Here is a 17641-nt window from a genome sequence, read left to right on the forward strand (position 1 = left end):
CGCGCTACACTGTCGCCACATACCAATGAGGAGAAAGCCATGCTGATGGATGCGAACCAGGCCGTACTGGTCATTGTCGACCTGCAAGGCCGCTTGATGCCGGCCATCCACGATGCCGGCCTGGTGCTGGCGCAAAACCTGCGCCTGGCCAAGATCGCCCGCCTGCTCGACGTGCCCGTGCTGGGCACGGAACAGAACAGCCAGGGACTGGGGCCGAACGTGGAAGAGATCGCAGCCCTGTGCGAACGGACCTTGCACAAGACGCATTTCGGCGCCTGTTTTGATGGCTTGCAGGACATGCTGCCCGGCGGGCGCAGACAGATCGTCGTCACCGGTTGCGAAGCCCATGTGTGCATGCTGCAGACGGCCATCGGCTTGCTGCAGCTGGGCTACGAGGTCATCATCGCCATCGACGCCGTCGGCTCGCGCCAGGCGGCCAGCCGCGATGCGGCGCTGGCCCGCCTGGGCAAGCTGGGCGCCCATCTGGTGACGGTGGAGATGCTGGCCTTCGAGTGGTTGCGCGACTGCAAGCATCCGCGTTTCCGCGAAGTATTGGCGCTGATTAAATAGAACGCAGGTTTAAGCCAGATCAAGCCTGTCGGCCTTTCATTTGCTAGATTGGTAACAGCGCCGCTATTGCTAGCGGCGCGCCGTCCACATCAGCAAGGGAGCCATCATGGCCTATATCCTGCGGGGCAAGCTGTGCGGCTTGATCTGTGCCGAGTGTCCTGAAGCCTTATCCCACGTCATCGTGCGCCTGTACCGCCCGCGCGAGGCGCAAGACGTCACGGCCCTGGCCGTGGCCAGCGCCAAGGAAACCTTCGCCATCCTCACCGACGAGGAAGTGCAGGCCAAGGCGCCGTTCCTGCTGGCCGAGGCGCGTACGGATGACGATGGCAACTACCGTTTTACCCTGGACGGCGATTATCAGGGCGAGGCCGTGGAAGTCGACGTGCTGTGCCCCACCGTGCCGCATTTGAAACCGGGGCCGAAAGACCCCGTGCCGCTGCAGTTTTCCATCACCACCGTCCAGCCCCGCTGGCGCCAGGTCGACAACGATTTCCTTGCCGTCTGGGATTATTGCGTGCCGCAACGCTTCTGGTGCCTGGTGCGCGCCCGCTTCGGCGCCTGGACCATCTGCGGCCGGCTGCGCACCTGCGACGCGCCCCACACGCCGATCGCCGGCGCCACCGTGCGCGCGTTCGACGCCGACTGGCTGCAGGACGATGCGCTGGGCGTGGCGGTGACGGACGCCGGCGGGCGCTTCCGCATCGACTACCTGACGTCAGACTTCACGCTGACACCGCTTTCACCGTTCATCAACGTGGAGTTCGCCAGCGGCCCCGACGTATATTTCACGGCGCAGCTGGGCAGCGTGACCATCCTGTCGGAAACCCAGGCCAACGGGCGCCAGCCGGGGCGCGAGAACGTGGGACACTGTTTCTGCGTGGAATTGTGCTCGAAAGACGTCTTGCCGCCCGACGTGGAAGGCGTGCCGCACTGGCAGCAGGTGGAAATCTTCGACATCCACCCGTTTCCCTCGCTTGCCGGCTTTTCCGCGCAAGGTTATGCGGGCGGCGCGGCCGCCTCGTATGCATTCGCCGGCGGTGTCACCTTGAAAGGCAATTGCCCGCTGCGCAACAGCGCCATTCCCGCCAATCCGCTCGAATACCGTTTCCTGATCGGCGAATGGTCCTGGCCCGGCGGCAGCGACGACCCTGCAGCCATCCCCACGGTGGCGCCCGCCAGCCTGGCGCCGCTCACGCAAATTCTCGGCACGCATGTCGGCTATGTGTTTTATACGAACGGACTGGGCCTCGGCGATTCGGCGCCCGTCATCATCGACGCGGGCGACTTGCAACCGGGCGGCTGGATACGCGTGGACGGCAAGGCCGTCACCGTGGACATGCGCGACGGCACGACGGCCGTCGTCAACGTGGCGCCCGGCATCTTCCTGCGCACGTTTGATTTACTGACCGTGAATACGCCGGCCATCACCAGCCTGCACCCGGCCAAGCTGCCCGGGGGCTTGCCCCTCCTCGACGCGGGCCGCAGTCTGACGGCAGCCGAGAGCGAACCGATACGCCGCTACCGCCTGGGCTTCGAGGTGCGCGACGGCATCAGCCTGGCGCTGGTGGCCATGGACGGGCTCGACTCCATCGTCTTCGACAACTCGCCCGTCATCGTGGCGCTGGACCTGGAAGAGTTGCGCAGCAATGCCTGCAACCCCATCGCGGGCGGTCTCGTGCATATCCTGTACACGATCGACCATCCGCATCTGCGCTTTTTCACTATCACGATTTCCAACAACAACGGCATCACGCACCCGCCGCCACCGCTGCCGGCCGCCAGCTTCACGCCACCGCCACCGCCGGGCAACTACCTGTTCCGCGGCGGCGCGGGCGGGCCGCACCTATCGGGCAACAACGGCGGCTTCCCCGTCAACGTGGCGCTCGATCCACCGTGCGCCTACAGGGTGGCCATCAGTTGGCAGACGCGGCATTACCTGGCGTCGCCGCACAGCATCGACAGGTTGTACTGCAAGTAGGCGTTGGCAAGCAGGCGTCATTCAGAAATAACGCACCCACGCCTGTGTTGAGGTGCGCTTGTAATTGGCAAACGCGCGGCAGGGAAAGTACAGCACGGGCATCAGGGCCAGCGCGATCAGCCACACCTGCCAGACATGTTCGACGCCATAGCGGTCGACGTGGTTGGCGCCCAGCACGGCCGTGAGCGTCCTGCCGATGATCAACAGCAGATACAAATGCAGCAAATAGTAGAACATGGGCGCGCCGCCAAAGGTGGCGCAAGCCCGCGTGAACCAGTTATCGACGCTTTCAAGCCAGGCCAGGCCCAGCAAGCCCAGGCCCAGGGTGAACAGCAAAAAGTCCAGCGATGGCGGATATTTCGTGAAGTTCAGCACGCTCATGGCCGTGCGCAAGGCCGTGTCGCCGGCCACCCACGGCAAGGTTTCGCCGTAGATATTGAAGCCGCGCAGCAGGCCCAAGAGCACCAAGCTGCCCGCACCCAGCGCCAGCAGCAGGCGACGCCGCCCTTCCGGCGCACGACTGCGCGCATACAGGGGCCCGGCCGCATAGCCGAGCACGATCACGCCTATCCACGGCAGCAACGGGTAGCTGACCTTGATCTTCATGGCGCCATCGGCCACCAGATACCCCCGTTGCAGCAGCACCGTCAGAGCATAATAGGCAAAGCTGCCCTCTTCCGCGCGCAAGCCCGTAATCAAATGCTGTCCCGCGACAATCGCCACGCCCAGCAGCGCCAGCACTTTCAAAGGGAGTTTATGCAGCACGGCCAGCGCCATCATGGCCAGGCCGATGACCCAGATCACCTGCAGGTACAGGATCGCGGGCGTGAAAGTGCCCATCCAGGCAAAATTGACGAACACCAGTTCCAGCACGACCAGCAGCAAGCCCCGCTTGAACAGGAAGCCGGTGGCGCTGCGCGGGCCGGCGGCCGGATGCGCGTACAGCCAGGCCGACAATCCCGTCAGGAAAACGAACATGGGCGCGCATACGTGGGCGGCAAGGCGCGTGAAGAACAGGGCCGGATCGACATGGGCCGCATCCATCGGATCGCCCACCTGGTGGTGTAGAAAGACCGTTTCGCGCACATGGTCGAACAGCATGATCAGCATGACGAGGCCGCGCAGCACGTCGATGACGGCGATGCGGGTGCGCAGGGTGGAAGATGTAGTCAAGGTCATCGTCATCGATTAAAAACGGTAGTGTGCATGCACAGTCACCGTGCGCTCGGCCCCCGGCGCCACCCACAGCTGGCTATAGGAACTGGCATAGTAGCTGCGGTTGAACAGGTTTTCCACGTTCAGGGCCAGGCGCCATTGTGCGTTGGGCGAATACGACGCCAGCAATCTGGCCGTCGTGTAGGCCGGCAAGGTGAAACTGCTGCTGACGGCGACGTCGCCCAGGCGCTCGCCCACGTACTGCACGCCGCCGCCCACGCTGGCCATGCCTGTGGCCAGCGCGAATTGCTGCGTGGCCAGCAGGTTGGCGCTGTGGCGCGGCACATTGGCGAAGCGGCTGCCCGTCACGATCGTATTGTCGCCGCGCGTGACGCTGGCGTCCGTATAAGCATACGCGCCCGAGACGCGCAAGCCGCGCGCCACTTCGCCCGACACGTCCAGTTCCAGGCCCCGGCTGCCCACCTCGCCCGCCGCGATGGCGAAGTCCGTGTTGGCGGGATTCGTCGTCAGCACATTGCTCTTGCGGATGTCATACACGGCCAGAGTGCCCGTCAGCTTGCCCGTCTCCAGCTTGGCGCCCAGTTCATACGAGCGGCTGCGCTCGGCCGGAAACGCCTGGTTGTCGATGCTGATGCCGCTGTTGGGCCGGAAGCCCCTGGCCGCGCTCGCATACAAGGACCACATTTTCGACGGCTGGTAGACGAGTCCCACGCGCGGGCTGGTGGCCGACAGCGACTGGCGGTTGCTCACGTTCAGGCGCTTGTTCGTCACCTCCTGCGTGTATGTATCGTGGCGCACGCCGGCCAGCGCCTTCCATTGCGCGCCCAGGTCGACCTGGTCCTGCGCATACAGGCCGCGCGCCTGCTGCCCTTCCTGCGTGTCGATGGACAGGGCCAGCGGATCGGCCTTGCCGCCATACGCGGGATGGAAGATGTCGATGGCATAGGCATTCGCGGCCGAGGGATTGCGCCGCAGCTGCACCCGGTGGTCATCAAAGTGATAGGCGTCGACACCGGCCAGCACCTCGTGCGCCAGCGCGCCCGTCCTGAACTTGCCCAGCACCTCTACGCGGGCCGAGACGTCGGTGGCCGAAAAATCGCGGTGGCGGCGCTGGCGGTTCAGGGTGCGGCCATCGGCCAGCAGCTTGTTCGCCTCGGTCGAATAACCGGTCAATTCGCTGTCGCGGTAGGAAGCGCCCACCTGCACCGTCCAGTCGTCAGACAGCGCGTGGTGGATAAATAGCTGTTGCCCCAGCGACTTGACCGTCATGGGGCCATCGCCCGGTTCGCCCAGGAAGCGCGACACTGGGACTAGACCCAGCTGGCCATGCACGGCCACCACGCCGCGGTCGAACGGCGCGCGCTGCCGCACCGCTTCGATTTCATACGACACGGTCGTATGCTCGCCCAGCAGCCAGAGGAAGGAGGGAGAAAACAGGCTGCGTTCGACTTTCACGGTATCGCGGAAGCTGTGCCCTGCTTCATGCGCCGCATTCAGGCGGTAGGCGATGGTATCGCTCAACGGTCCCGTCAAATCCAGCGCGGCGCGGCGCGTCTGGAAACTGCCCAAGGACACATCGGCGCTGTACTCGGGCGCGAACTTCGGCTTCCTGGTGGTGATATTCACCGTGCCGCCCGGCTCGCCCCGGCCATACAGGGCCGAAGCGGGGCCTTTCAGCACTTCCACGTTCTGCGTATTGCCGCCGTCGCGCATGCCGTTGTAGCCGCGGCTGGAACTGAAACCGTTGACCATATAGTCGGAGCCGAAATTCGGGTCGCCCGTAAAGCCGCGCATGGCGTAGCTGTCCCACAGACCGCCCAGCGGGCTTTGCTTCGCGATGCCGCTGGCCAGGTCCAGCGCGCCGGCCAGGGTCGTCACGCCAGCGTCGCGCAGCAGGTCGCCGGTCAGCACGCGCACGCTTTGCGGCAAGTCCATCAGCAAGGCATCCGTCTTGGTGGCGCCCGTGGCGGACAGGCTGCGGTAATGCTGGCGCTCGGCCTTGACGGTGACGACGTCCTGCGCGTCGGGCTTGCCGGCGGCAGGATCGAAGGCGAGCGCCAGGGGACTGGCGGCGGCAAGCAAGAGCGCCACGGGGCGGCGGTAAAACACGGACATGGGATTCCTGACAAGGGGCAATTCAATGCAATAGGCTTGCATTATAATTGATAATCAATTCTCATTAAAGCCCCCTCTCAAGAATCTGCGCCAGAAACCCCACGCACGCGTGGCCAACCCGGCGCATCCTTGTTTTACGGCGGCTCAAGCGTTAATATGCAAGAATATACTTGCATATTAAGGAAGCCGGGAATGGAAGAGCCGACAATGCGTGAAAAGCTGGAAAAACTGCTGGCGCTGGGACGCGACAGCGCCTTGCTGCGCTTTGGCCTGGGAGATACTTACCTGAAAGACCATGACGCCGAGCAAGCCGCCGTCCACCTGGCGCAAGCCACCGTGCAGCAACCGGGCTATTCCGCCGCCTGGAAGCTGCTGGGCAAGGCATTGCACCAACTGGGCCGGCTGGACGAAGCCGAGTCTGCCTGGACGACGGGCGTGACCGTAGCCCAGCAGCAAGGCGACCTGCAAGCCGCCAAGGAAATGACGGTGTTCCTGAAACGCCTGCAAAAACAGCGGCAGGCGGCACAGTAAAAACGGCTTAGTGCGCGTGCGCGGCGCCCTTCGCGTCAAGAGGCGCCGCTTCGCCCCGCTCCTTCGCCAGGCGCTTGGCCAGCAAGCCGCCCGCTTCGGCCGCATAGGCGCGGCAGGCATTCGCGTCAATCAGGGGATTGCCTGTCCCGCTGCGTCTGGCGGCCTTGCCCAGCACGTCCGTCGTGCCCGGATGCACGGGGATGATGATGTCGCATGGCAAGGCGGCCACCTTGGCGATGCTCGCTTCGAACGAAGCCGAAATGTCCGGCGAACCGCCCTTGCCCTTGCCTGTGTAGCGGAAATCGCCGCTCGCATACGGGTTCAGGCTGTCCGCATACACGACGTCCAGACAGCGCGCACCTTCGCACGAGGTCCACGTCCACGTCGTGCCGCCCGGCGTGTGGCCCGGCGTCATGTGGGCCGTCAGCGCCAAAGGGCCCAGCTTGACGGTATCGCCCTCGCCCACCACCTTGACCTTGGCGACTTTCGCCACATGCACGACAGGATCGGCCTGGTACTGCGGATCGTCCTTGCCATTCGTGCCGCTTTGCAGCCCCAGCGCGCCCGAGGCGCTGGCCATCACGGTGGCGCCGCTGGCCTGCTGCAGCGCGGCAATGCCGCCCGCATGGTCCCAATGGGCATGCGAATTGAGAATATATTTCACATCCTCGATGCGAAAACCCAGCGCCTGGATGTTCGCCACGATCAGCGGTGCCGATTGCGGCAGCGCGCCGTCGAGCAGGATATGGCCCTGCGGACTCGTCACCAGCACGGCGGACAAGCCTGCCGTGCCCACATACCAGCTATTGCCATAGATATTGAACGGCTTGACGGGCGCGTTCCATTCCTTGCAATTATCGCAATTAACAGGTTTATCCTGTATCGGTGCCGGCGTCTTCGCCTGCACCGTGCCTGCCGCCATGGTCGCAACCGTAGCCAGCATCAACTTCGCCAATAGTGTCATCTTCATCTCCAGAGTGTAAAAAGGTGGGCGCCCGCACCGGCGCGCCCGGGGGGGTATCAATGCATGCGGCCTGGGCTCCCGGCCAGGGTGTCGCGGATGTGGCCGGCGTCGAGCGAGCGCCGCTGCGCGCCGTCGGCGTCCAGCAGCACCACGGTGACGTGCTTGCCGCCGCTGCGCATGCGCATGGTCAGGCAACTGCCCGCCGCGTGGCTGCTGCCCGTCTTGGACAGCAGAATGTCCCAGCCCTTGCCGCCCACCAGCGGATTCGTGTTATGCAGGGTGCGCGTCTTGCCATTGACGGCCACGCTCGCTTGCGGGTGGCTGGTGATGCGCGCGATGTCCGGATAGCGGGCTGCCGCCGCGACGATCTTCGCCACCTCGCTGGCCGTGGAGGTATTCGCGGGCGAACTGCCGACCGGGTCCAGCAAGGTAGTGCGGTGCAAGCCCAGGTGGCGGATCTTCGCCTGCAGTGCCTGCTGAAACGCCGCGCCGCCGCCGGGATAGGTGCGCGCCAGCGCGGCGGCGGCGCGGTTTTCGGACGGCAGCAGCGCCAGTTGCAACAGCGCGCCGCGCGACACGGCCGCGCCGTCGGCCAGCAGGCTGTGGCGCTGCAGCGACGCATCGCCATCGGCGCGCACGATGCGCAGCTGTTCCTCGGGGTCGAGCCCCGCGTCCAGCACCACCATGGCCGTCATCAGCTTGGTGATCGAGGCGATGGGCACGACGGCGTCCGCATCTTTCGCCATCAACACCTTGCCGCTGGCGTCATCGAATACCAGCATGTGTTTCGCGCTGACGGGCAAGTCCAGCATGCCCGCGGCGGCCTCGGCCAATATATCCCCGTTGACTGCGGGCTTGCCTTGCGTCTGCAGCAACAGGGTGGCGCAAGCGAGCAGCAAGGCGGGCACGGCCAGCTTCCAGCCAGCCGTGTCGGGGCCGGGCGCCATCAGGCGTTCTATGCGCGTGAGCAATGCTCCGCCCCGTGCCGACATCAGCAGGCCGGCATGCTGCGGCACAGCCGCGTGCAAGGACAAGGCATGCAGCGCCGTGGCCAGCTGCTGCGGATCCTGCAGCGCTTGCGCAGCCAGGGCGTCGGCCACCTGTTCCCGTTCGGCCCGCATGCGCGCCGACAGCCACCAGACGACGGGGTGAAAAAACAGCAGCGCCTCGGCCACGCTTTGCAACAGGTTGACCAGGTAATCCCAGCGCCGCACGTGCGCCAGTTCATGCGCCAGCAGCGCTTCGAGCAAGGCGACCGGCATGCCGCTCAGCAAGGCGGCCGGCAGCAGGATGACGGGGCGCCAGAAACCCACGGTGACGGGACTGGCCAGGCCCGCATGCAGCTTCAGCGGAATCTGGCCACTGCGGCGCACGCCCATGCGCAGCGCCAGCGCATCGAGGCGCGCCTGCCAGATGGCTGGGGCAGCCACGGCCTGGCGGCGCAGCTTGCCGACCCAGGCCAGGCCCAGACACAGGCGCAAGCTCATCAGGCCAACCCCCGCGCTCCAGGCCAGCACCAGGGCCGGCATCCACGCTTGCAGCGCGGCGCGCCAGGCGGGCGGCGCGGCCAGCGGCAGCCGGGTCGGCGACGCATCCGACAGCAGCGACAGCAGGTGGATGGCGGGAATACACAGGCATAGCAGCAGCGCCAGCGCGCACACGGCATAGCGCCAGCGCGCGCTGGCGTGGCGCAGCAGCCAGAGCAGGACGGCGGAAACGGCGCCGACGATCACGCCCTGCCAGACAAAATACAGCAGGACCCAGCCCAGCGCCGGGACAAGGTTGCCCAACTCTATGCCCAAGCGCATGTCCAGGTTCATGGCGCCTTGCCGTCCTTGCTGCGCAGGATTTTTTCAATTTCCAGGCGTTCCGCGTCGCTCACGTGTTCGCGCAGCGCCGTCAGCACGAGCGCCTTGCCGGAACCGGAAAACACCTTGCCGATCAAGTCCTTGAGCAAACTGGTCTGTAACTTTTCCTGTGCTTCGACGGCCGCATACAGCTGCGGCCGCTGGCTTTCATCACGGCTCAGCAAGCCCTTGCCATGCATCAATTGCAACTGGCGCAGCACGGTGGCGTAGCTGGCGTCGGCACGCTCTGCGGCCAGCGCGTCATACACGGCGCGCGCGTCGGACGGACCGCGCTGCCACAGGATGCGCAGCAGGTCCAGTTCGGCGGCCGTGGGATGGGGAGTGGAGGTATTTTTTAACATGCCGCCAGAATACCCTCTCTAGAACTTCATGTCTAGAACTTTTTTTCTAGCTCATAAAAACTAAAAATCGCGCAGGCGGTCGAACAAGGCATACAGCGCCGCCACATCGGGCAGCTGCGCCTGCGTCAGCACCTGCTCCAGCGCCACGTAGATTTCATCGCGCTCCACCGTTTCAATGATGCTGGAACGCCGCTCGATCTGGTTGAACACGGCGACATAGGCCGTGACCATCTGCTGCGCCATGGCGTGCACAGTCTCGGCATCGTTCACTCCGTCAAGGGTGCGCGCCGTGGCCAGCAGCTTTTTATACGCCTGCGCGGCCTTCCTGGCATACGCCGCCGAGATGTGCTCGCGGCCATCCCAGTCGCGGAACGGGTTGTCCAGGTTTTCCGCCAGCCACTCGGGCTTGCGCGGCCGCGTCACCGACAGATTCAAGCCCAGCGTCGCGGCCTTTTTATAGCTGGCCTTGATGGCCCTGGCCGCGTCCAGCGGCAGGCTGGCAAGGTACAGGCTGGACAAGGACGGCAACTGCGCCGGCGTGGGAAAGTCGTCAGGGCCGTAGCCAAACAGTTCATACGCGGTGAACTCTTGCAAGCGGGCCAATGTGGCGATGCTGGCCACGTTCGACGCCAGCCCCGGCTTGCCCCAGACGGTCAGGTCAGTCAGCCAGGGGAAACGCTGCGCCACCACGTCGAAATCCACGGCCGGCATCGCGCTCAGCGACAGGTGCATCAATTCATCGAGGCCGTGGAATGGCGCCAGGGCGCCGCAACACTGCAGGCGCAGGAAGCGCCCTGCATGCGGGTCGTCGATGCGCAGCGAAGGCGACGGCGCGCCATTCAGTATCAGGGTGCTCAAGCCATCGTTCAGGCGCAGCGATCGCAAGCCTTCGGCATGCACGATGAGGCGGCCGACATTGCTGTTGCTCAAGTCGAGTTCGCTCACCGTCGATGACTGCCACTGCACTTCGCTGATGATAGTGTTGCCGTTGATATAGGCGGCCAGCGCCGCGCTGCCGTGGCGCGTCTCGATCGCCGTCAGGCAAGGCAGCTGGTCCAGTTCGGACAGATCGCCGAGCGCCTGCAGGACGCCATCGCCGATGCGGCTCGTATTCTGGCGCAAGGCTTGGCCGCCTATGCGCACTTCCTCGCTCGATGCCGCCTTGAAGCGCTGGCGCCTGGCCGGGTCGACCTGCTCCCAGCGGCGCTGGCGATACAGACTGTCGCCCATGTGCCAGCCGCCGCTGTAGCTCTTCACTTGCGTATCCACCAGGGGCGCGATATTGGCCACCAAGGTGTAAGCCCGCGGCACCCTGGCATTGACGAAACTGTGGTCGTGGCGGCGGTTCCAGAAATAGTAATCGCACACCAGCGGGCGCATCGCCTGCACGGCCGCCGCATCGGGCAAGGCGTCGCCCGTCCAGTCCAGCTCCAGGACGGCGGCCAGCGGCGCCCTGCCGGACGAAGCGTCATCCTCGATGGCGGTGACCTGGCAAGCCACATACTGCTGCAGCCTGGACGAAAACACGCTGTAAATATCTCCAACCTTGGCAAGCACGTCATTTCCTTGTATCAAACGGTGAGGCCCGCACGATAGCAAAGATTGGCGGCGCGCGGCGTACGCGCCGCCGGCGCCGCCGGCGCCGCCAAGGTGCTTGCCCGGCTCAGTCCACGTGCAGCTTGTGGTGCATGCGGCGCAAGCCCAGCCACACGCCGGCCGCCACGAACGGCACCAGGGCGCCGACGAGGATCTCCGGATTCACGGGCAGCCCCATCACCTTGGCCGCCTTGCCCGTGTAGCTGAACAGGCCGATCACGTAATACGAAATGGCGGCCACGGACAGGCCTTCCACGGCTTGCTGCAAGCGCAGCTGCTGCGCCGCGCGCGCATTCATCGATTGCAGGATTTGCCGGTTCTGCAATTCCTGCACGATGCCCACGCGCGTGCGCAGCAAGTCATTCGTGTTGGCGATGCGTTGCGCCATCGCTTCCTGGCGGCTGGCCATCGCTTCGCACGTGTTCATGGCCGGCGTCAGGCGGCGATCCATGAATTCCTCGACCGTGGGAATGCCTTCGATGCGCACCTCGCGCAACTCGTCGATGCGCGCCTTGACCAGGCCCATGTAGGCTTTCGAGGCGGAAAAGCGGTAGCTATTGTCGAGCGACAGCTTTTCAATGCGGGCCGCCAGACGCGTAATGCGGTCGAGCAATGCTTGCTCGGCAACGCCCTCGTCGGCCTTGGCCAGGCCTGGCGCGTCATCCGTATCGACCATGGCGGCGGCCAGGGTCGCCAATTCATTCTCGATGGCATTGAGCGACGGCGCCGCCTGCATGGCGTAGGGCAAGCCCAGCAAGGCCATCATGCGGTAGGTTTCGATTTCCAGCACGCGCTGCACCAATCGGCCCGACTGCTGCGAGCGCATGCCTGCGTCGCGGATGACGAAACGGCTGAAGCCATCGGACTGGATCGTAAAATCCGTCCACAATTCGCCGCCCTGCAGCACCTTGCTGCCGGCCAGGGTATTGCCCTCGAACACGCGAGACAAGCCCTGCATGAAGATCTCGGCCGGTTCAGTCGCCTGCTCAAGCACCACGTGGGCGGCCACCATCAGCTTGCCCTTCAAGCCGACCAGCCACTGCTGCGGCAATTGCGCCAACGGCATGCGCTCGAACGCCTGCGCCAAAGGCAAGGCGGTACCCGGATGCTCGGCAAAGGTAAACGTGGCAAATTCCGTGTGGCATTCCCATTTCAGGCGGAAGCGGCCAAAGTCGTAATAAAAATACTTGGCTTCGGCAGCGGGCGGCGTGACGCCGAAATGCGTGCACAGGGCCGCCAGGGTGGCGTGCTGGGCCGCCATGTTCGACGCACCCGGCGCCGCGCTGTCATCCTTGTAGACGGCCAGATGGGTGATCAGCTCGGGGGCATCGAGCTGCAAAAACGGCCGCGAGTGGATTTCCGCAGCCAGCGGCACGCGCAAGGCGTGGTTCAAACTGGAGTTAATCAAGTGCATGATAGCCAAAGGTAAAGTTGCAAAACTGCTTAGACCCGCGCGGGTCTGATTGTCACAGTGTAACAAAGCAGGAAGCATGCCACTCTTTTCCACAGCCTGTCATGTCGTCTTGGCAAGTACGGCTGCGCCCTGCCCCGCCCTTTGGCGGCTGCCCAGCCACCAGAACGCGGCGGCCAGCGCCACGGCCGAGGCCTGTCCCAGCGCCAGCTTGAATGCACTGTCAAACAGCAACGGTGCGAGAAAACCGGACACCAGCGCAAACACCAGCATTTGCACGAAGTTTTGCAGGGACGCGGCCAGGCCCCGCATCTGCGGGAAAATGTCCAGCGTCGACATGGTCATGCCCGGCAAGGCCAGCGACATGCCGAACGCATACAGCATCACGGGCACGACGGCGAACGGGATGCTGGCCGCGAACCAGTGGTTGTAAACGATGTTGAGCGCGCCCGTGGCCGCCATGGCCAGCAAGCCCCAGCGCACCAGCACGGCGCTGCTCACCGCATGGGCGAGCTTGCCCGACAGCGCCGAACCGCCCACCAGGCCGGCCACCATGGGAATGAACATCCAGCCGAAGGCCGTTTCCGGCAGGTGCAGCAGTTCCAGGATGAAATGCGGCGCGGACGCGATGTACAGGGCGAAGCCGCCAAAGGCGAAGGCCACGGCCAGCGAACGCAGCAGGAACGCCCGGTGGCGCAGCGCCAGCCAGTAGTTGCGCGCAATGTTGCCCGGATGGAAGGGCTGGCGTTGCTCCACGGCTAAACTTTCCGGCAAGCCTTTCAGGCAGGCCAGCAACAGCAGCACCGTGACGGAAAAGGTGAACACGAACGTCGATTGCCAGCCGTAGGCCACGTGCAGCCAGCCGCCGATGATGGGGGCGATGGCGGGCGCGATGCCGAACACCATCATGATATTGGCCAGCATCTTTTGCGCGGCCGCGCCCGACAAGCTGTCGCGCACGATGGCTTGCCCGATCACCCTGCCCGCCCCCGCCGAGGCGCCCTGCATGCCACGGAAGAACAGCAGCCAGCCAAAGCTGGGCGCGAACGCGGCGCCGATGGAGCCGACGGCGAAGATCAGCAGCGAGGCGAGAATCACGGGGCGGCGGCCGAAGGAGTCGGACAAGGTGCCGTAGAACAAGGTCATGAAGGCATAGGCGGCCAGGTAGACGCTCAGGGTCTGCTGCACCAGCACGCTGCTGACGTCGAAATGCGTGCCGATCGCGGGAAACGACGGCAAGAAGGTATCGGTGGCGAACGGGCCCAGCATGGCCAGCCCGGCCAGCACCAGGGTCAGCTTGCGCGCTTTCATGCATTCACCTGCGCATCGTCATATTGGCGGCGCAAGCCGTCCAGGGCCGCCAGCGAGAACGCGGCGACATGCTGCGCAATGCTGGCAGTGCCCGCCTCGTCATAGGTGATCTCGGGCGCCACCAGTTCATGCACGATGCGCGAACGGGCATAGAACACGGCCTGGCCGATCACGCTGAACACGCATTTCTGCACCACGTCTGCCGGCATGGCTTCCCCCACCACGCCACGGATCAAGCCTGTAAACAGGGCATGGTGCGCGCGCACATCGCGGTCTGCCAGCATGTGGATGGCGGCCGTCGGTTCGATCAATTCGCGCGCCACCAGGCGGCTGAACAGCGAAGCCGCTCCCGGGCGCAGCATGTCGAAGACCATCGCTTCTATCGCCAGGCGCAACTGTTCCACGGGCGACACGGCCGCCGCAGGGCCGGCATCCGGCGCGGCAGCGGCCGAGGCACGCGCCAGCGCGCGCGCATGGTCGAAAGCGGCCAGGTACAGCTCTTCCTTGCCATGAAAATAATAATTGACCATCGCCACGTTGACGTGGGCCGCCTCGCAGATACGGCGCACGGACGCGAGCTTGTAGCCTTCGTCGGCAAACAGTTGGACCGCCGCCTGCAGGATGCGCGCGCGCGCCGGTTCGTTTTCTTTCTCTTCGGTCATGCCATTCCCATCATTTAAACAGCTGTTTAATATTTTTCAGCATTGTATCAAACAGCTGTTTAATTTTCAAATGCACACAAAAAAAGCCCGGCGAACCGGGCTTTGCAAGGGCATTGCTGCAGCTTAGTGCTTCATGGCTGGCATCGCGGTTGAAGTTGAGGTCGCACCGAGCGGACGGGCCACGGCGTTCACTTCGATGGTCTCGCGGTGCTTGTCTTCACCTTCGACGACCAGGGTCAGCGGAATCTTGTCGCCCGCCTTCACCTGGCCCTTGAGCTCCAGCAGCATCACGTGGTAGCCGCCCGGCTTCAGCTCGACGGCTTTACCGGCTGGCAAGGCGATTTCCTTGATCTGGCGCATGCGCATCATATTGTCCGTCATGCTCATTTCATGGATTTCCGCCACGCCCGCCACGGGCGAACGCACTTCCAGCAGGCGCATGGTTTTCGGCGCCGTGATCTGCATGAAGGCGCCCGTGGCTTTTTGCTGCGGCACGGTGGCGCGCACCCACGGGTCGGTGATCTGCACGGAAGTCTGGGCAGCGGCGGAGAAGGACAGCACGGCCAGGGCCGTGGCCAGCAGGGTTTTCAAATGGGTCATGGTAAATTCCTCGGTGTGGTTATAAGGTGTATTTCGATTTCATCAGGGTCTTGATGTCTTGCACGCACTCGTCGCCCGTCAACTGGTGTTTCAAGCCCAGGCGCATGCGCCCCTCGGTATCGAGCACATAGCTGATGGCCGTGTGGTCCATCGTGTAGGAACTGCCGCTCGGCACGCGGCGGTAGAAGACCTTGTAATTGAAGGCCGTCTGCGCCGTCGCTTGCGGGTCCGCGCGCAAGCCCAGGAAGCTGGGGTCGAAGGCGCGCATATATTCGCCCAGCAACTCTGGCGTATCGCGCTCGGGGTCGATGCTGATGAAGATCACTTGCAGTTTATCCCCGTCGGCGCCCAGTTTCTGGCGGATTTCCAGCGCGCGCGACAGGGCTGTCGGGCAGACGTCCGGGCACTGCGTAAAGCCAAAGAAGACCATCACATACTTGCCCTTGAAGTCGGCCAGGGTATACACCTTGCCGTCGGGGCCGCTCAACTTGAAGTCGGGCTTGTAATCGCCTCCCGTCAAGTCCAGACCGTTGTAATGGGGTTTCGGCGCGGGTTCGCAAGCGCCAAGCGTGAGCAATCCCGCCGTGCCGGCGAGAAGGAAAAGACGACGTTTCATGGCAATTCCGGCCCAATGGGCGTAATAGATACAGTTAAGACGTGGAAGGCGTGACTGGTGTATTCAGGCAGCCAAAGGGGGACCGCGCGGGCTGGCGGCCAGCCACGCGAACGGCGCGCGCGGCGCCTGGTAAAACAGGGGAGGATACAGATCGTGGCCCGTGACGACAGCCAGCGAAGATGAGGATGACGGCGGCAAGCCCACGCTGCCCGCATGACTCATGCAAAACGGGCAATGCTCGATGTGGTGCAGCACGGAATCGGTGGTGGACTTGGCGGCCGGCGCCAGGTCCGCTTGCGTGTAGACGGCGCCGCTGGCCGAGCAAATGTCGACGACGGCCCCATTTGCATTCGCCTGCAGCGTAGCAAATGCATATGACAGGGACGGCGACAGCGCATTGAGCAGTATCGCCAGGCAGGCGAACCACATATGCCACTGTTTGCGCTTCAATAAAGATCCCATGGCCCCGATTATAGCGGAGTATGGCTATCGCGTTGTGCAGGCGCGCCCGCATGGCCGCGCAGGAACAGGCTGGGGCGCACGCCGGCCACGTCCACGCAAGCGTCGCAAAACGCGGGGATCGAGGCAAAGCCGGAGCCGGCCGCCACTTGCGCCAGATCGCGCTCGCCGTCTTCACCATCGGCATCCGCTTGCGCCGCCGTGTGCAGCGCGTGCGCCAGACGCTGTTCGCGCACCAGGCTGAGCAATGCCTCGCCCTCGGAAAACAGCCGCGCCCTGGCCTTGTGCGGCGTCACTTGCCACAGGGCCGCCAGGCGCGCCGCCGTCCATTTTCCTTGCGGCGTGTCAAAAATGTGCTGCGCCAGCGCCTGGCTCCAGCGCTTGCCGCCGTGCCCGCCATCCGCCTCATCTCCTTCCAGCGCCAGGGTGAACACGGCCGGCTTGCCCCGCCCCGGCATCACGTCGCAGGCAAAGCGCAGGAAAGCGGGCACGACGAAACTGTCGCCGCTGGCCAGCTTCTTGGTCGTGATTTCATTGTGCAAGGTGACAAAACCCTGGCGCACGGTGACGCGCAGCCGGAGCGGAAAGCGCAAGCCCAGCAAGTGCAAGGGATGATCGGAAACGAGGGCCATGCGTCAGGTCAATGTGGTGAACGAGCCGCCAGCATGCCACACATCGCGCAAGCAGTCTGTCATCACAGCGACGCCACGCCATAACGGCGCAAGCCGTCGAGGTCGACCACGCGGATGGATTGGTAGGCGATGCTGATCAGTTCTAATTCGGCGAGGCGGCCCAGCGCCAAGTTGACGCGCTGGCGGGAAATGCCGGTCAGCAAGCCGATTTCTTCCTGCGACAGCTCAAGCACGCTGGAAGTGCGCGGGTATAACATGGGGTGGAACAGCTGCGCGATGGCTTGCGCCACTTGCGCGTCAACGGCCAGCAGGCGCTGGTTCTGGATGGTGGCGATGAATTGCCCCATGCGTTCATTCAGCTGGCGGATGACGAAGGCGTTAAAGGAAAGGCTCTCGGCCAGCAGCAGATGGAACAGCTCCACCGGCACGAGGATGATGTCCGCAGCGCGCACGGCCACCACGTCGTAGCGGCGCAGTTCCCGCTTGAGCACGCTGCCCTCGCCGCACCAGCCGCCGGCCGGCACGCCGGAAAACGTGGCGCCGCGCCCATCGGCGTTGTAGACGGCCAGCTTGATCAAGCCCGTGTGCACGCCGATCCAGTGCGCCGACGGTTCGCCACGCCGCGTGATGAAGGCGCCCGCCTCGAAATGCCGGAGCACGCTGCCGGCGCGCAGCAAGGCCTGATGCCGGGCATCGAGGGCCGTGAACCAGTCGTGGCTATCGAGTTCGGGCACCGCACGGTCTACACTATCGTTGCTTTCCATTCCATCTTTCAGACCTGTCACTAAGATGACAGTGATTTTCAAGCGCC

The 17641-nt window shown here is 64.4% G+C and carries 17 protein-coding genes; 3 read left to right on the forward strand and 14 right to left on the reverse strand.

From position 1 onward, the window contains the following. The first annotated feature begins 39 nt into the window (after window positions 1–39). Together AC54AF_RS23020 and AC54AF_RS23025 are read left to right on the forward strand one after the other, a co-directional pair. A complete protein-coding gene (locus AC54AF_RS23020; RefSeq protein ID WP_496638403.1) occupies window positions 40–570 on the forward strand; it encodes an isochorismatase family protein in 531 nt (176 codons plus the stop codon). A 106-nt stretch (window positions 571–676) separates the two neighbouring features. Beyond that, window positions 677–2548, forward strand: a complete 1872-nt coding sequence (locus AC54AF_RS23025) for a transthyretin-like family protein (RefSeq protein WP_496638404.1) — start codon at window positions 677–679, stop codon at window positions 2546–2548. 21 nt (window positions 2549–2569) lie between these two features. Here the strand turns inward: AC54AF_RS23025 and AC54AF_RS23030 are convergent, their stop codons facing one another. Together AC54AF_RS23030 and AC54AF_RS23035 are read right to left on the reverse strand one after the other, a co-directional pair. Then, window positions 2570–3727, reverse strand: a complete 1158-nt coding sequence (locus tag AC54AF_RS23030; RefSeq protein WP_496638405.1) for an acetyltransferase domain-containing protein — start codon at window positions 3725–3727, stop codon at window positions 2570–2572. A gap of 9 nt (window positions 3728–3736) precedes the next feature. Next, window positions 3737–5839: a TonB-dependent siderophore receptor gene (locus AC54AF_RS23035; RefSeq protein ID WP_496638406.1), complete on the reverse strand. Its 2103-nt coding sequence runs from the start codon at window positions 5837–5839 to the stop codon at window positions 3737–3739. A 192-nt stretch (window positions 5840–6031) separates the two neighbouring features. Here AC54AF_RS23035 and AC54AF_RS23040 point away from each other — a divergent pair, with 192 nt between their 5' ends. Then, entirely contained in the window at window positions 6032–6370 is a 339-nt protein-coding gene (locus tag AC54AF_RS23040; RefSeq protein WP_496638407.1) for a tetratricopeptide repeat protein, read from the forward strand. Between the two features lie 7 nt (window positions 6371–6377). Here AC54AF_RS23040 and bla read toward each other — a convergent pair whose 3' ends face one another. The 12 genes from bla to AC54AF_RS23100 form a co-directional block, all read right to left on the reverse strand. Continuing rightward, complete coding sequence (bla, locus tag AC54AF_RS23045) at window positions 6378–7313, reverse strand: subclass B3 metallo-beta-lactamase (RefSeq protein WP_496638408.1); 936 nt, start codon at window positions 7311–7313, stop codon at window positions 6378–6380. 77 nt (window positions 7314–7390) lie between these two features. Next, a complete protein-coding gene (locus AC54AF_RS23050) occupies window positions 7391–9154 on the reverse strand; it encodes a M56 family metallopeptidase (RefSeq protein WP_496638409.1) in 1764 nt (587 codons plus the stop codon). Then, window positions 9151–9543, reverse strand: a complete 393-nt coding sequence (locus AC54AF_RS23055) for a BlaI/MecI/CopY family transcriptional regulator (protein WP_152252364.1) — start codon at window positions 9541–9543, stop codon at window positions 9151–9153. The genes AC54AF_RS23050 and AC54AF_RS23055 overlap by 4 nt, the downstream gene beginning before the upstream one ends. Before the next feature lie 60 nt (window positions 9544–9603). After that, window positions 9604–11100, reverse strand: a complete 1497-nt coding sequence (locus AC54AF_RS23060; protein ID WP_496638410.1) for a hypothetical protein — start codon at window positions 11098–11100, stop codon at window positions 9604–9606. Window positions 11101–11206: 106 nt separating this feature from the next. After that, the gene (locus AC54AF_RS23065) at window positions 11207–12553 is read right to left on the reverse strand and encodes a DUF3422 family protein (RefSeq protein ID WP_496638411.1); all 1347 of its coding nucleotides are present in this window, start codon (window positions 12551–12553) and stop codon (window positions 11207–11209) included. 99 nt (window positions 12554–12652) lie between these two features. Next, the gene (locus AC54AF_RS23070; protein ID WP_496638412.1) at window positions 12653–13861 is read right to left on the reverse strand and encodes a multidrug effflux MFS transporter; all 1209 of its coding nucleotides are present in this window, start codon (window positions 13859–13861) and stop codon (window positions 12653–12655) included. After that, window positions 13858–14523, reverse strand: coding sequence for a CerR family C-terminal domain-containing protein (locus tag AC54AF_RS23075; protein WP_496638413.1), 666 nt, complete (start codon window positions 14521–14523; stop codon window positions 13858–13860). Before AC54AF_RS23075 ends, AC54AF_RS23070 begins: the two co-directional genes overlap by 4 nt. Window positions 14524–14646: 123 nt before the next feature. Continuing rightward, entirely contained in the window at window positions 14647–15123 is a 477-nt protein-coding gene (locus tag AC54AF_RS23080) for a copper chaperone PCu(A)C (RefSeq protein ID WP_496638414.1), read from the reverse strand. Between the two features lie 19 nt (window positions 15124–15142). Further along, complete coding sequence (locus tag AC54AF_RS23085; protein WP_496638415.1) at window positions 15143–15739, reverse strand: SCO family protein; 597 nt, start codon at window positions 15737–15739, stop codon at window positions 15143–15145. Between the two features lie 63 nt (window positions 15740–15802). Then, on the reverse strand, window positions 15803–16189 hold the full coding sequence (locus tag AC54AF_RS23090) for a DUF2946 domain-containing protein (RefSeq protein WP_496638416.1): 387 nt from the start codon (window positions 16187–16189) through the stop codon (window positions 15803–15805). A 20-nt stretch (window positions 16190–16209) separates the two neighbouring features. Further along, complete coding sequence (locus tag AC54AF_RS23095; RefSeq protein ID WP_496638417.1) at window positions 16210–16830, reverse strand: helix-turn-helix transcriptional regulator; 621 nt, start codon at window positions 16828–16830, stop codon at window positions 16210–16212. Between the two features lie 62 nt (window positions 16831–16892). After that, window positions 16893–17594 (reverse strand): Crp/Fnr family transcriptional regulator, encoded by a 702-nt coding sequence (locus AC54AF_RS23100; RefSeq protein ID WP_496638418.1) that lies wholly within the window; start codon window positions 17592–17594, stop codon window positions 16893–16895. Between the last annotated feature and the right edge of the window lie 47 nt (window positions 17595–17641).

It is taken from the genome of Janthinobacterium sp. JF4 (assembly GCF_059617925.1).

Excerpts from the sequence above, each read along its gene's own strand:
- AC54AF_RS23020 (WP_496638403.1), top strand. The coding sequence starts at position 40 with ATGCTGATGGATGCGAACCAGGCCGTACTGGTCATTGTCGACCTGCAA.
- AC54AF_RS23025 (WP_496638404.1), top strand. The coding sequence starts at position 677 with ATGGCCTATATCCTGCGGGGCAAGCTGTGCGGCTTGATCTGTGCCGAG.
- AC54AF_RS23030 (WP_496638405.1), bottom strand. The coding sequence starts at position 3,727 with ATGACCTTGACTACATCTTCCACCCTGCGCACCCGCATCGCCGTCATC.
- AC54AF_RS23035 (WP_496638406.1), bottom strand. The coding sequence starts at position 5,839 with ATGTCCGTGTTTTACCGCCGCCCCGTGGCGCTCTTGCTTGCCGCCGCC.
- AC54AF_RS23040 (WP_496638407.1), top strand. The coding sequence starts at position 6,032 with ATGGAAGAGCCGACAATGCGTGAAAAGCTGGAAAAACTGCTGGCGCTG.
- bla (WP_496638408.1), bottom strand. The coding sequence starts at position 7,313 with ATGCTGGCTACGGTTGCGACCATGGCGGCAGGCACGGTGCAGGCGAAG.
- AC54AF_RS23050 (WP_496638409.1), bottom strand. The coding sequence starts at position 9,154 with ATGAACCTGGACATGCGCTTGGGCATAGAGTTGGGCAACCTTGTCCCG.
- AC54AF_RS23055 (WP_152252364.1), bottom strand. The coding sequence starts at position 9,543 with ATGTTAAAAAATACCTCCACTCCCCATCCCACGGCCGCCGAACTGGAC.
- AC54AF_RS23065 (WP_496638411.1), bottom strand. The coding sequence starts at position 12,553 with ATGCACTTGATTAACTCCAGTTTGAACCACGCCTTGCGCGTGCCGCTG.
- AC54AF_RS23070 (WP_496638412.1), bottom strand. The coding sequence starts at position 13,861 with ATGAAAGCGCGCAAGCTGACCCTGGTGCTGGCCGGGCTGGCCATGCTG.
- AC54AF_RS23075 (WP_496638413.1), bottom strand. The coding sequence starts at position 14,523 with ATGACCGAAGAGAAAGAAAACGAACCGGCGCGCGCGCGCATCCTGCAG.
- AC54AF_RS23080 (WP_496638414.1), bottom strand. The coding sequence starts at position 15,123 with ATGACCCATTTGAAAACCCTGCTGGCCACGGCCCTGGCCGTGCTGTCC.
- AC54AF_RS23085 (WP_496638415.1), bottom strand. The coding sequence starts at position 15,739 with ATGAAACGTCGTCTTTTCCTTCTCGCCGGCACGGCGGGATTGCTCACG.
- AC54AF_RS23095 (WP_496638417.1), bottom strand. The coding sequence starts at position 16,830 with ATGGCCCTCGTTTCCGATCATCCCTTGCACTTGCTGGGCTTGCGCTTT.
- AC54AF_RS23100 (WP_496638418.1), bottom strand. The coding sequence starts at position 17,594 with ATGGAAAGCAACGATAGTGTAGACCGTGCGGTGCCCGAACTCGATAGC.